This is a genomic window from Pseudomonas rustica (assembly GCF_049959085.1).
GTDB lineage: Bacteria > Pseudomonadota > Gammaproteobacteria > Pseudomonadales > Pseudomonadaceae > Aquipseudomonas > Aquipseudomonas rustica.
This window is the reverse complement of sequence record NZ_CP188200.1, coordinates 2,102,113-2,115,780: the sequence shown is the minus strand read 5'-3', so window position 1 is coordinate 2,115,780 and position 13,668 is coordinate 2,102,113. Positions and strand designations below refer to the sequence as shown.

Sequence of the window (13,668 nt, the reverse complement as noted above, 5' to 3'; positions counted from 1 at the left end):
AGGCCGAGGTCACGCGGCTGCGTCTGGCGTTGGGCAACGCCGGAGCCACCAAGCAGGACACCGCGCAGGATCTGGCTGATCAATTGCATTTGGCGAGCCGTGCGGTTGCCGAAACCCGGGAGCGCTATCGGTTGGCCGTCAAGGCGACCAGCGATGCGGTATGGGATTGGGATCTGACCGCTGACCGGATCACCTGGAACGAAGCCCTGCAACAGGCTTACGGCTACACGGCAACCGCCTCCGAGACCAACAGTGACTGGTGTTTTGCGCGGATTCATCCGCAGGATCGGCCGCGCGTTGAGGCGTCGATCCGCACCGTCATTGATGGCACGGCGACCGACTGGAGCGCCGAATACCGGTTTCGCTGCGATGACGGCTCCTACGCAGAGGTCGTCGATCGCGGGTATCTAATGCGCGATGCCGACGGTCGCGCCGTACGCATGATCGGCGCCATGCTCGACCTGACGCGCTCACGCCATGCCGAAAATGCCTTGCGCCTCAGCGAAGAGCGCTTCCGCACGATTCTGGAAACCATCGAAGCGGCGTTCGCCATCGTCAAAGTCAAATTCGACGCTGACGACCGCCCGGTGGATTACTGCTTTGTTGAGGCCAACCCGGCGTTCGAACGGCAGGCCGGGGTCAACTTGCGGGGTAAATGGGTCACCGAGTTTGCGCCCAATCTGGAGAGTTTCTGGTTCGAGACTTACGGGCACGTAGCCAAAACCGGCGAGCCGGCGAATTTCGAGAATTACGCGAATACGTTTGAGCGCTGGTTTGATGTGCGCGCCGTGCGCGTTGGCGATCCTGCCGATCGACAGATTGCGATTTTTTTCAGCGACGTGACCGCGCGTCGCGACGCCGAAGAGCGTCTGCGGGTCAGCGAGGCCGTTGCCCGCGAGAACGTCGAGCGTGTGCAACTCGCCCTCGCCGCCGGTGCAATTATCGGCACTTGGCACTGGCATCTACCGACTGATCGCTTCACCGTCGACGAAGCCTTTGCCCGGGTGTTCAACCTTGATCCGGCGCTGGGTCGCGACGGCCTGAGCCTGGAGCAAGTGGTGCAAACCGTGCACCCCGATGACAGGGGCGGACTCACCCGCGCGATTAACGAAGTCATCGCCCGTGGCGGCCCCTATTCCCACCAATATCGCGTGTGCGGTGCGGATGGCAAATACACCTGGATTGAAGCGAACGGGCAGGTCGAATGTGCCGATGACGGCACTCCGCTGCGCTTTCCCGGTGTGCTGATCGATGTCGAAGCCCGGCGCAATGTCGAGGCGGAACGAGACCGCGCAACCTCGGCATTGCGTGCGCTGAATGACACTTTGGAGCAACGGGTGACGGCGCGCACGGCTGACCTCATGCAGGCCGAAGAGAAGCTGCGCCAATCGCAAAAAATGGAAGCCGTCGGGCAACTTACTGGTGGGCTGGCGCATGATTTCAATAACCTGCTGGCCGGCATTTCGGCAGCGCTTGAACTGATGGAAAGGCGCATCGCCCAAGGTCGTCTTGAGGACGTCGGCAAGTACATGGTCACGGCGCAGGGCGCCACCAAACGTGCGGCTGCTCTGACCCATCGCTTGCTGGCGTTCTCCAGAAGGCAAACACTCGATCCACGGCCAACCGACGTTAATACCTTGATTGTCGGCATGACTGAATTGATCCAGCGCACCGTCGGCCCGAGCATCCTGCTGAAAACCGAAGGCGCAAGCGACCTCTGGCCAGCGTTGGTCGATGGGAGTCAGTTGGAAAACGCACTGTTGAATTTATGCATTAACGCCCGTGATGCGATGCCCGATGGCGGACGCATCACCGTGCAAACAGCCAATCGAACATTGGATGACGAATCTGCTCAGGCGTTGGAGATGCCCGCCGGGCAGTACCTTTGCCTGAGTGTGGCCGACACCGGCACCGGGATGTCCGCCGAAATCATCGCCAAAGCCTTTGACCCGTTTTTCACCACCAAGCCTTTGGGTCAGGGCACGGGCCTGGGGTTGTCGATGATTTACGGTTTCACCAAGCAATCGGGTGGCCAGGTACGCGCCCATTCGCAAGTGGGCCAAGGCACCACGATGTCGATCTACCTGCCCCGCTATCACGGGCAGGCGCCGCAAAATCACGACGACACGCAAAGCACATCGATTGCGGTGACCGCTGTGGGCGAGACGATTTTGATTGTCGACGACGAACCCACGGTGCGCCTGCTGCTGGCGGATGTGCTGTGCGACCTCGGTTATGACGTGCTCGTCGCCGCCGACAGCGTTGAAGGGCTCGCGGCACTGCGCTCCAATGCGCGCATCGATTTGCTGGTTACCGACGTCGGTTTGCCGGGCGGCATGAACGGCCGGCAAATGGCCGATGCCGGCCGGGAGATCCGCCCGCAGTTGAAGACGTTGTTCATTACCGGTTATGCGGAACATTCGGTGATCGGCAACGGCCAGCTCGGCCCGGGGATGCAGGTGCTGACCAAGCCGTTTGCTATTGAAACACTGGTATCGCGGGTCAGTGGCCTGATGGCGACCACCGGTGAATAGGATGATGCCGTAACTGTGGCGAGGGGATTTATCCCCGTTGGGCTGCGCAGCGGCCCCCGCTTCTTAACTGAAAAAGCAGGGGCCTGCTGCGCAGTCCAACGGGGATAAATCCCCTCGCCACAAGTGAAGCGTCGGTGCGACAAAGCCTGCTTTTCAGGGCAGGCTTTTGGTTTTGCTACTTCGGTTTATTTCTGCTGAGCCGTCAGCGCCGAGTAGCCATTCATCAGATTGCGATAGTTAGGAATCCGCTGCGACAGCAAGTTACCCAACCCTTCGATATCGTTGCGCCAGTCGCGGTGCAGCTCACACGCCACCGAGAACCAGTTCATTAACTGCGCACCGGCCTGCGTCATGCGGCTCCACGCGGCCTGTTGCACGGTGGTATTGAAAGTACCGGAAGCATCCGTCACCACAAACACCTCAAACCCTTCCGCCAGCGCCGACAGCGTCGGGAACGCCACACACACATCCGTCACTACACCGGCAATGATGATCTGCTTGCGACCCGTCGCCTTGATCGCCTTAACAAAGTCTTCGTTATCCCATGCGTTGATCTGACCTGGGCGAGCAATGTACGGCGCATCCGGGAACATCTCTTTCAGCTCCGGTACCAGCGGGCCGTTCGGGCCTTGTTCGAAACTGGTGGTGAGGATGGTCGGCAGGTTGAAGAACTTCGCCAGGTCAGCGAGTGCCAGCACGTTGTTTTTGAACTCGTTCGGCGAGAAGTCCTGCACCAGCGAAATCAAACCGGTCTGGTGATCAACCAGCAGCACGATAGCGTCGTCTTTGTTCAAGCGGTTGTAGGTTGGAGTGGTCATGGTGTGCGTCCTTTTTCAATGTTGGATTTGTTGTTGCGTTCAAGTTGGGTACAGATTACTGACGCATTGAAAAAGGATAAATCGGCTGAAAAGCGTTTCACCGTCAATCCAAACCGGACAATAAGCATTTGTACATTCGCCGTATCAATCTGCTTGCTGACGGGTCAGGCGCTGTCTGGCAAATTTACAGATCAGACGCCATGCTATGATTTGAGGGAGAAAAATTGAGGACGTTGAAAATGACCGACAGTGTCGCCACTGAAGTTCGTAAGCTCGCCAAAGCGCATAAGGTTACCGGCGATCGCGATAGCCTGAGCCGCATGGCAGTGACGATTACGCGTCTGGCAGGTGATGCCGTCGAACTCGATGGCGTTGAACAATTGCTCGTCAATCTGAAAAGGAAAGGCGTGCTGAGCAAGTCTGAAATCATGGCCCTTCAGGGCCGGTACCTTCAGGAAAAAAGGCGCAGCAATAAGCAGCTCAGCGCATGACTTTCGATCCCTTCGGCGATTTCGACACTGAAGGCTATCTGCAAAACTCGCTTAAGTTGAAAGACCCTCTCGAAGTTAAAGAATCTGAACATCTCGCCTTTGAAACAAGCATCGATGACCACTAGCCTATCTGGCCAAGAAAAAGCCCATCGACTACAAAGCCGTACTTAAAACACACGAAACCCTTTTCTCCGGTTTTTACCCTTGGGCAGGTAAAGACAGGAACGAACTCGTGCCCCACCTGGCTGTTTTCAAGGGATCACCGGACGATCCTCGCCATACCGTATTCGAACGCCCCGAGCTGATCAAAAGGTCAGTCGAATACGCATTGGAGCTCGCCGCAAACAAAAAACGCTTCCGGGATCGTCCAGGCGAGGTGATGGGACAGCTTGCGTCCGCCCACCCGTTCCTCGATGGCAATGGCCGCACGATTTTGCTCATCTACATGGAGTTGAGCTACCGCGCCAGATTCGCAATCGACTGGTCAAAAACAAATAAAGACGTTTACCTGCGCGCGCTCAGTGACGAAATTGGCGCCCCTTGCGAAGGTCATCTCGATGAATACCTTCGACCATTCGTAATGGATATCACCAGCCGAGACGAATGGCCGGAAATGATTGGTGGGATAAAGGGACTGGATGGTTTGGACAAGGAAGGCATTACCTATGAAAAACTGGATAATCCCGAAGTCCAGAAACTCTACAAGACTTACAGAGCAAAATCTCTTGAATGACGCGTGAAGTGTGCGAGAGCCCATTTGTGGCCCTTCAGGAACATTGCGCTGCATCTGACGGCACAGGTAATATTGAGAGAGATTCTCACTAACATCTGGAAAAGCCCACCAGTGCACTCTCCTCCGTCCAGCAAGCTGGGATTTTTCTTCAGCGATCATCACCGTTGGCTGCTGCAACATATTAATCGCCAGGTGCGCAACCACGCGGACGCCGAGGACACCGTTGCCGATACGTTTTGCCAATTGCTGGTGGCGCGCGTTGATCCGGACAGCATCGAACAGCCGCGCGCTTACCTGTCGACCATTGCCCGTCGTCTGGTGTTTGATCGTCATCGTCGGCGCAAGCTGGAGTTGGCCTACCTTGAGCGTTTGTCGACGCTGCCCGAAGCACTGGCGCCCTCCCCTGAAGAACAATTGCAACTGATCGAAGCGCTGGTCGCGATTGACCGCGCCATTGATGGCTTGCCGCTGATCGTCAAAACCACGTTCCTCTATAGCCAACTCGATGGCCTCAGCTATGTGGCGATTGCGCAGAAACTCGGGTTGTCGGAGCGCACGGTCAGTCGCTACATGAAACAGGCGTTGCTGCAGTGCTATCTGTGCGAGGTGGCGCCATGAGCAAACGGCGCATCGACCCGGTCACCGAGCAGGCCATCGACTGGATGGTCAAGCTGCGCGCCGGCACGCCCGACGCCAGACTGCAGGAGCGTTTCAACGCCTGGTTGTTGATGGATCGCGCGCACCGTCAGGCTTGGGACACATTGCAGGAACGCCTCGGTGATACGTTCAAACCGTTTCGCACGCTGGATCAACGGTTACCCGGTCAGGCCGGCGAAGCTCGTCAGGTCTTGTTGAAGCCACAGGCTTCGCGGCGCGACGCCTTGCGCGTAATCGCCGGTCTCGGCCTGCTCGGCGGCGGTCTGTTGCTGGGCAGCAAAACTCAGCTCGGCGAATCGCTGCTGGCCGATTTGCACACCGCTCGCGGTCAGCGGCAGAACTTCAATCTGGCCGATGGCAGCCGCTTGAGCCTGAACGCCGAGAGCGCGGTGGATCTGCGTTTCAATGACCGCCAGCGCCTGGTCATCCTGCGCCGGGGCGAGCTGGTGATCGATGTCGCGCCGGATGCGAATCGCCCACTGATCGTGCGCACCGCCGAGGGCGAAATGCGCGCGTTGGGCACTCGCTTCCTCGTCGCTCAGGAAGCGGACGCCAGCCGCCTGGTGGTGTTGCAGCATTCGGTCGAAGCGCGGTTGTTCGATGGCACCACGCGAGTGGTCAAGGAAGGTCAGGCAGCGCTGCTCTCCACGCGCAACATCACCTTGGCCAGCGACGATGAACGCGGTCGCGCCGAATGGTTGAACGGCCGCTTGAACGTGCTCGATGAATCCCTCGAACAAGTGATCGACGCACTGCGCCCTTATCATCGCGGATTCCTGCGCGTCGCCCCCGAAGTGCGCGGCTTACGGGTGCAAGGCGTGTTCCCGCTCGACGCCCCCGATCGAACCCTGGACGCCTTGGCCGAAACCCTGCCGATTCGCATTGATCGCTACAGCCCGTGGCTGACCATGATCAGCAAACGATGAATGCGAAAAAATATTTTATGGAAATCATTCTTGTTTGTGTCCGGTTTTCATTTCTCATCCGACCTATCTCCTGACGCTTTAACAAAAACAGGAGATTGTTGTGTTCAACACATGGCCCCGTAACCTTTCTGCAGCCGTTGCCTTGGTGACACTGAGCACCTCAGCGCTGGCGCAAGACTTATCGTTCAACCTGCCGGCCGGCCCGCTCGCCAGTACGCTAAACGCGATTGCCGGCCAGAGCGGGCAGATCATTTCGCTGGAACCCGCGCTGGTGCAGGGCAAGCGCGCGCCGGCGGTGATCGGGCAGATGCCAGCCGAGCAAGCGCTGCAAAAGGCACTCGCGGGCAGCGGTTTGCAGGTGCGCGTCACGGGGCAAGGCAACTTCAGTGTCGAGCCGGCCAGCGACAACAGCGCTTCGCTGCAACTGGACGCCACCAACATCGTTGAACGCAGCCTCGACAGCACCACGACTGAAGGCTCCGGTTCTTACGCTGCACGCGCCGTAACCATCGGCAAAGGCACGCACACGCTCAAGGAAATTCCGCAGTCGATCACCGTGATGACGCGCAAGCAGCTGGATGATCAGGATCTGGTTGATCTGAAAGATGCGGTCAACAAAACCACCGGTCTGGTCGGCCTTCAGGGCGTGGGTAAAGGCATGATCATTACCTCGCGCGGTTTTCAGATAGATGACTGGCAGTACGACGGCGTGCCCATCCCGCGTAACACTTACGCTTTGGGCAACTGGGCGACGCAGGATCTGATTTTCTTCGACCGCGTGGAAATCCTCCGTGGTGCTTCCGGCCTGCTGCAAGGCACCGGCAGCCCCGGCGGCGCGATCAATCTGGTGCGCAAGCGCGGGCAAACCGCGCCCACCGTGACCATCACCGGCAAGGCCGGTTCGTGGGATCACTACGGCCTGCAACTGGACGCCGGTGGCCCGTTGAATTCGACGGGCAGCGTGCGCGGTCGCTTCGTTGCCGACGAAGACCAGAGCCAATCGTTCGTCGATTACGAATGGAGCAAAACCCACTCGCTGTACGGCGCACTGGACTTCGACCTGCGTGACGACACCACACTCGGTCTGGCGATCAGCAACTCCGATGGCGAGTCGCGCCCGATGATCCGTGGCCTGCCCCGCTACTCCGACGGCAAGCCGCTGAATGTGCCGCGCTCGACCTACGGCGGCGCGCGCTGGAACCATCTGGACATCGACGTCACCACGCTGTACGCCGACCTCCAGCACAGCTTCAACGACGATTGGGCGTTCAAGGTCGGCGCGGTGCGCATGGACGAAACCAACAAGGGCAAAAGTCAACGTCTGCAAACCAGCGGCGACGGGATCAATCCCGATGGCAGCGGCATTCAGTACGCCGATTTCGCCACCGATTTCGACGCGACCAAACTCGGTCTCGACATGAACGTCACCGGCCACTTCGACGCCTTGTCCATGGCCCACGAAGTGATGCTCGGCGGCAACTATTCCAAATACACCTCCGACGATAAATACGCCCGAACCTTTAACAACAACACCACCGACACGATCTTCGACATCGATCACGATCGCCCGGACATCAGCTACGAAGGCATCCTCAATACGCCGGGCGGCCAAGCCACACCGAGCAAGTACGACGTTCGTCAGAAGGGTTTGTATGGCAGCTGGCGGGTCAAACCGATCGACTCGCTGACGCTGGTGCTCGGCTCGCGCGTCAGTTGGTACGACTACAGCTACAAGTACGCGACACAGAGAGCCTTCAGTGCGGCGATCGAGCAGCCGGAAAGCACCGCGAACGAAACCGGCGAAGTCACGCCGTACGCCGGCATCGTCTATGACCTGAGCCGCGAATGGGCGGTCTACGCCAGCTATACCGACGTATTCGAGCCGCAAACCAACCGCGACGCCAGCGGTTCAACGCTGAAACCAGTGGTCGGCAGTAACTACGAAGTCGGCCTCAAGGGCGAATTGATGGACGGCCGGGTCAATACCTCGCTGGCGGTATTCCGCTACGACCAGGAAAACCGCGCCGTCAACGACCTCGCGTCAGGCATGATCTGCGACGGTTGGTATTGCTCCAACGCCGCCGGCAAAGTCCGCAGTCAGGGCATCGAAGCCGAGATCAGCGGCGAAGTGCTGACCAATCTGCAACTGTTCGCCGGCTACACCTACAACACCACCAAGTACCTCGATGACCCGGACAACGAAGGCAAAGTCTTCAGCACCTGGACACCGAAACACATGCTGCGCGTGTGGGGCGATTACCAGTTCAGCGGCGACTGGGAACGCGTCAGCACCGGCCTCGGTTTCACCACGCAAAGCCATACGCTGGGTTACGAACACACCTACGACGTGGCGGGTTACACCGTGTGGAGCGCACGCCTTGGCTACCAGTTGAGCAAGGAAATCGGCTTGGCAGTGAACGCCAACAACCTCTTCGACAAACGCTACTACACCTCCGCGTATAACCAGCTCAACGGCAACAACAACTTCGGCGACCCGCGCAATGTGATGTTCAGCGTGAAGTACACGCCTGAGTTTTAAGGCACTCAATGGGTTCAGCGGTTGGCGGCTGAACCCATTGCTTGACCGTCACCCCGCGCAGCAGAAAATGCGACAACGCTGGAATCAACACCAGTGCTCCGAGCATGTTCCACAGAAACATGAACGTCAGCAAAATCCCCATGTCCGCCTGAAACTTGATCGGCGACCAGACCCAGCACACCACGCCCGCCGCCAAGGTGATCCCGACCAGCCCAACCACGCGCCCGGTGAACGCCACGGCGTTGCGATACGCTGCGGATAACGGAAGACCTTGACGCTGATAGTGCAACTGCACGCTGAGCAGGTACAGCGCGTAATCGACGCCAATGCCCACGCCCAAAGCGATCACTGGCAACGTCGCGACTTTCACGCCGATGCCCATGACCACCATCAACGCTTCACACAAAATCGACGTCAGCACCAGCGGCAACAACGCCACCAGGGTCGCGCGCCAACTGCGGAAGGTCACCAGACAGAACAATGTGACGGCGGCGTACACGTACAGCAGCATGGTGCGATTGGCCTCGCGCACGACGATATTGGTTGCCGCCTCGATGCCGGCACTGCCCGCCGCTAGCAAAAACTGGCGCTCGTCGCTGCTGTTTTCACGGGCAAAGCGGTCGGCAATCGCGACCACCTCGTCGAGGGTCTCGGCCTTGTGATCCTTGAGAAAAGCAATCACCGGCATCACCGAGCAATCGGTGTTGAACAGTTCTGGCGAGTTGACCGAAGCCTGCTGCGCGGCATAGTTGAGGACATCTTGATTGCGCTGGATGCTGCTCAGTTTCGGGTTGCCCTCATAGGTACCAGCGGTGATCTGCCGAACCGCGTTGACCAGCGAAACGGTGGCCTGTACCCCTGATGACTGTTGCAGTTCCCACGCCAGCCGATCGGCGAGGATCAGTGTTTTGTAACTCAGGCAGCCCTCGGGCGGGGTCTTGATCATCACCGCGAACAGGTCGCTGGACAGTGCGTAATGCGCAGTGATCCAGGCGTTATCGCGGTTGTAGCGGGAGTCGGCGCGCAGTTCAGGCGCACCGCTTTCCAGGTCACCGACTTTCAGATGCAGGCTGATCGCGAATCCGCCGATCCCCATCAACACCGCCACCAGCACCGCGCCCGTCGCCCACTTGGCGCTGGTGAAGCGGTCGAGACAGTCCCATAACCTGCCGAAACCTTTGTGGCGGTCAGCGCGGGTATCGATTTTCAGCGCACGCTCGGCAGCCTTCGCGCCCACGCCGACATAGGACAGCGCCACCGGCATCAGTAGCAACGAGGTAAAGATCAGCACCGCGACACCGATACTGGCGGTGATCGCCAGATCCTTGATCACAGGGATGTCGATCAGCATCAGCACGGCAAACCCGACAGCATCCGCCAACAACGCAGTGACACCGGCGATGAACAAGCGGCGAAAGGTATAGCGCGCGGCGACCAGTTTGTGCGTGCCCCGGGCGATGTCCTGCATGATGCCGTTCATTTTTTGCGCGGCGTGGGATACGCCGATGGCAAAGATCAGAAAAGGCACCAGCACCGAGTATGGATCGATGGCATAACCCAGCCACGCGACAAGGCCCAGTTGCCAGACCACTGCGACCAACGAGCAACCCACCACCAGCAAAGTACTGCGCACACACCGGGTGTAGAGATAAATGATGAGCAGCGATGTGATCACCGCCAGAGCGAAGAACATCATCACCTGAATCAGGCCATCGATCAGGTCGCCCATCAGCTTGGCAAAGCCGATTACGCGCACTTTGTAAGGGCCATCGCCTTCTTTGCCAGCCTTGCGTGCAGCGCTGTCACCGGCGAACTCGATCTTGTCGCGCAATTGCTCTTCCAGCATCTGCGAGAAGTCGCGGTAGTTGATCGGCTGAGCGCCGGCGCCAGCCTTGTCCAGCAACGGCACCACGAGCATGCTCGACTTCAAATCACTCGCCACCAGACTGCCGATGATGCCGGCGCGGGAGATGTTCTGGCGCAACTGCTCGATTTGCTCGGGGGTGCCCTGATAGGCGTCGGGCATCACCGGGCCGCCCTGAAAGCCTTCTTCGGTGACCTCCGTCCAGCGTACCGCCGGACTCCACAACGACTTCATCCAGGCGCGGTCGACGCCTGCCGTGAGGAACAATTGATCGTTGACCTGTTTGAGCACGTCCAGATAGGCAGGATCGAAAATATCGCCCCGGGTGTTCTCGACCACTACCCGCACCGAGTTGCCAAGACCACGCAGCGCCTGGCGGTTTTCCAGGTAGTTCTGAATGTACGGCTGACTCTGCGGGATCATTTTTTCGAAGCTCGGTTTCAGCTCCAGACGGGTGACGGCCATGTAACCGAGCACCACGGTGATCATGGCCATCAGCAACATGAACAGCGGGCGAAAATTGAACACCATGCGCTCCAGCCGACTGCCGGAGTTGCACTCGAAATCACGTACATCACGGATCACCGGCATGCTGTCTTGTTCGATATTGCCCATATCCGGGTTCTCGCCTTTAGGGTTGTTTTCTTATTCTTTGCGCAGTGTCGAAACACCACGGGTACCAACGACCAGCATCGCGCCATCGGCCGTCTGTGCTGCGCCGGTCACCGGTAACGGTTCGGGCTCATGCCGCCATTGCAACTGCGCACCATTGCCCTGGCTGACCAGCATCTGCCCGCCCTGCGTGAACAATCGGTAATGCCCGTCAGTGTCGACAAGCCCGGCGGTAATGCTCGTGTGCAAGCCACTGTCCTGCGCGATCCAGTTGCGTCCGCCATCGGTGCTGCGCAGAAGGTTGCCGCGCAGTCCGTAAGCAATCACTTCACCCGGTTTGCCAAGCACGCCGAAAAAACTGCCCTGATAGGGTGTGGGCACGGCGACGAAGCGCTGTTGCGCTGCGTCCCATTTACGCAACAGCCCCTGCTCGCCGGCGATGTACAAAGCATCACCCGTGGCGGCAATCGCATTGAGGTGAAAACCCTGCGGGTTGTCGGTGCGATCCTGAAACGGCATCCAGTGTTTGCCACCGTCCGTGGTGCGCAGGATCAGGTTGAAGACACCGACCGCATAGCCGAGTTGATCATTGGCAAACCAGACGTCGAGCAACGGTTTATCCGCGCCCTGCTCCACCTGCCGCCGGCCTTCAGCAACCAGCAACGGCCATTGCTCGTTAGCCGGTTCGGCGCGGGCCAGTGCCTGATAATGCTCGATAAGCAAAGGGCCGATCTGGCGCCCGTCGAGCTGCTTGCGCCACGTCACCCCGCCGTCGCTGCTGTGCAAAATCACCCCGTCGTTACCGACCGCCCAGCCTTGTGACGGCGAAGAAAAATTCACCGCCGTGAGGTCGCAGCTCACCGGCACGGCGGCCTGTTGCCAATGCTGGCCGCCGTCATCGGAGTAAACGATGTGCCCGCGCTGGCCGACAGCAACCAGTCGTGCCCCTGCCCGGGCCACGCCGGACAGCGCACTGTTGGCTGCCAGGGCACTGACCCTGGCAGGCTGATCCAGCACATCGAAATAGCCGTCCGCGCGGGCGACGCCCTGCAACAGCAGCAGGCACATGCCGAGCGTCACACCGCCGTATTTTTTCTGCCAATGCATACCGCGCCCTCTAGCGAATACCGCTGCCGGCCAACGACTCCGACGACCATTGCGCCTTCGAAAGCGGATCGATGTACTTGATGCCGCCGTAAGGCCCGACGACGCCGTTGATGTTGTAGGTGCCGCCGACCAGGTCGTAGATCATGAAAGGGGTCGAGTCCGGCACCTGTTTGTCGTAGCTCTGGCTGAGAAAGGCAAACGAGCCGCGATAAAGCTGTCCACGGGCGTCATATTGGTCGGAGGCCAGTGCGGTCCAGCTGTCCTCATCGAGATAGAAGCGGCGTTTCTGATAGATGTGCCGGGCGCCGGGTTTGAGATTGCCTTCCACCACCCAGACCCGGTGTTTCTCCCAACGCACGTAGTCAGGCGCTACATGATTGGCGGTGGTCAACGCCTTGGGATCCTGGGCATAGGTCAGTTTGTAGGTGTTGTACGGCACGATCATTTCCTGCTTGCCGACCAGCTTCCAGTCGTAGCGATCCAGTGCGCCGTTGAACACGAACACATCGTCATAAGTACCCGCACCGGCAGTGCCCGGGTTCGGCGTGTCGTACGCCAGGTTCGGCGCCAGTTTGACCCTGCGCTGCCCCGGCAGGTATTGCCAGGCGCGACGCGGTTGTTGCAACGGGTTGGCGGCGTCCTTGAGCATCATCGCTTCACCCGCACGGCGTGCCGGGCCGGTGTACGTCAGCTTCATCTGGTAATACACGTCAGCGCTGCTGATCGGTTGCGCGAGGTTTTCATAGATCGGGTAGGAGATGAACGCCTGCCCGGTGATAGCCAGACTGGCAACCCCGGCAGCGTCGACATTCCATGAGTCGTATTTTGAGCTGATGTTGACGCCCTGATAGCGCAGCAGGAAATTCCACATTGCTTCATTGCCCGACTGCGGAATCGGAAACGGCACCCCCGGCAGAACATTGTCGACGGCCAGACCACCTTCGAGCGACTTGGCGCCCGTGGCATTTTTCACACCGTTGTCCAGCACCGCTTTAGGCAGCGAGACGGTGCGGTGCGTCGGGTAGACATTGATGTGAAACGTGGCAAAACGCTTGGCCAGTTCGACCGCCGTCGCCGAGAGCTCGCCCTTGTACTGATCCACGTTCTTGCCATCGATCACCAGCAGCGGTTTCTCGTCAGCGAAAGGATCCGGGCGCATGCTGTCGCCGGTTTTGTAGGTGGCCGGCGGTGTGGTCAGCCCGCCCGTATAAGCGGGTATCGAACCGTCGGCATTGGCGGCTTTTTCCGCGCCGACCAGGGTGAGGTTATTGCCCAGTTTGGCCGCATCCTGCGCCGAAACGGCGGCCTGCGCTTGCGCGGCGATCGCCATGGTCAGTGAAACGGCGAGCATTGTATGGACGAATTTCATCGTGTGGTTCTCCTGTCT

General features: G+C 59.2%; 9 protein-coding genes and 1 pseudogene. 6 read left to right on the top strand and 4 right to left on the bottom strand.

Annotated elements, in window-relative coordinates; genetic code table 11:
• The first annotated feature begins 23 nt into the window (after positions 1–23).
• Positions 24–2,534 carry a PAS domain-containing protein gene (locus tag ACP3TY_RS09900; protein ID WP_426620451.1) on the top strand — a complete coding sequence of 837 codons (2,511 nt, stop codon included), beginning with the start codon at positions 24–26 and terminating at the stop codon, positions 2,532–2,534.
• Positions 2,535–2,719: 185 nt separating this feature from the next.
• On the opposite strand, the gene ycaC is transcribed toward ACP3TY_RS09900, so the two are convergent.
• Positions 2,720–3,352 carry an isochorismate family cysteine hydrolase YcaC gene (gene ycaC, locus ACP3TY_RS09895; RefSeq protein WP_282357886.1) on the bottom strand — a complete coding sequence of 211 codons (633 nt, stop codon included), beginning with the start codon at positions 3,350–3,352 and terminating at the stop codon, positions 2,720–2,722.
• Positions 3,353–3,591: 239 nt separating this feature from the next.
• Here ycaC and ACP3TY_RS09890 point away from each other — a divergent pair, with 239 nt between their 5' ends.
• The 5 genes and pseudogenes from ACP3TY_RS09890 to ACP3TY_RS09870 all read left to right on the top strand — a co-directional run bounded on the left by ACP3TY_RS09890 (position 3,592) and on the right by ACP3TY_RS09870 (position 8,698).
• Positions 3,592–3,843, top strand: a complete 252-nt coding sequence (locus ACP3TY_RS09890; RefSeq protein ID WP_212549296.1) for a hypothetical protein — start codon at positions 3,592–3,594, stop codon at positions 3,841–3,843.
• Positions 3,840–4,576: pseudogene (locus ACP3TY_RS09885) on the top strand (Fic family protein). Before ACP3TY_RS09890 ends, ACP3TY_RS09885 begins: the two are co-directional and overlap by 4 nt.
• 111 nt (positions 4,577–4,687) lie before the next feature.
• Complete coding sequence (locus ACP3TY_RS09880) at positions 4,688–5,194, top strand: sigma-70 family RNA polymerase sigma factor (protein WP_053119498.1); 507 nt, start codon at positions 4,688–4,690, stop codon at positions 5,192–5,194.
• On the top strand, positions 5,191–6,159 hold the full coding sequence (locus ACP3TY_RS09875) for a FecR domain-containing protein (RefSeq protein ID WP_426619845.1): 969 nt from the start codon (positions 5,191–5,193) through the stop codon (positions 6,157–6,159). Before ACP3TY_RS09880 ends, ACP3TY_RS09875 begins: the two co-directional genes overlap by 4 nt.
• Positions 6,160–6,259: 100 nt before the next feature.
• Positions 6,260–8,698: a TonB-dependent siderophore receptor gene (locus tag ACP3TY_RS09870; protein WP_426619844.1), complete on the top strand. Its 2,439-nt coding sequence runs from the start codon at positions 6,260–6,262 to the stop codon at positions 8,696–8,698.
• Here the strand turns inward: ACP3TY_RS09870 and ACP3TY_RS09865 are convergent.
• Genes ACP3TY_RS09865 through ACP3TY_RS09855 form a run of 3 tightly spaced genes read right to left on the bottom strand, consistent with a single transcriptional unit; the run spans position 8,670 to position 13,650 of the window.
• Positions 8,670–11,177 (bottom strand): efflux RND transporter permease subunit, encoded by a 2,508-nt coding sequence (locus ACP3TY_RS09865; RefSeq protein ID WP_426619843.1) that lies wholly within the window; start codon positions 11,175–11,177, stop codon positions 8,670–8,672. The two genes, ACP3TY_RS09870 and ACP3TY_RS09865, sit on opposite strands and share 29 nt — an antisense overlap.
• A gap of 30 nt (positions 11,178–11,207) precedes the next feature.
• Positions 11,208–12,281 (bottom strand): WD40/YVTN/BNR-like repeat-containing protein, encoded by a 1,074-nt coding sequence (locus ACP3TY_RS09860; RefSeq protein ID WP_053119491.1) that lies wholly within the window; start codon positions 12,279–12,281, stop codon positions 11,208–11,210.
• A 10-nt stretch (positions 12,282–12,291) separates the two neighbouring features.
• Positions 12,292–13,650, bottom strand: a complete 1,359-nt coding sequence (locus ACP3TY_RS09855) for a DUF1329 domain-containing protein (RefSeq protein ID WP_053119489.1) — start codon at positions 13,648–13,650, stop codon at positions 12,292–12,294.
• Positions 13,651–13,668 lie beyond the last annotated feature (18 nt).

Bases quoted from the DNA above. Each gene is read 5' to 3' on its own strand.
- ycaC (WP_282357886.1), bottom strand. From the start codon at position 3,352: ATGACCACTCCAACCTACAACCGCTTGAACAAAGACGACGCTATCGTG.
- ACP3TY_RS09890 (WP_212549296.1), top strand. From the start codon at position 3,592: ATGACCGACAGTGTCGCCACTGAAGTTCGTAAGCTCGCCAAAGCGCAT.
- ACP3TY_RS09875 (WP_426619845.1), top strand. From the start codon at position 5,191: ATGAGCAAACGGCGCATCGACCCGGTCACCGAGCAGGCCATCGACTGG.
- ACP3TY_RS09865 (WP_426619843.1), bottom strand. From the start codon at position 11,177: ATGGGCAATATCGAACAAGACAGCATGCCGGTGATCCGTGATGTACGT.
- ACP3TY_RS09860 (WP_053119491.1), bottom strand. From the start codon at position 12,281: ATGCATTGGCAGAAAAAATACGGCGGTGTGACGCTCGGCATGTGCCTG.
- ACP3TY_RS09855 (WP_053119489.1), bottom strand. From the start codon at position 13,650: ATGAAATTCGTCCATACAATGCTCGCCGTTTCACTGACCATGGCGATC.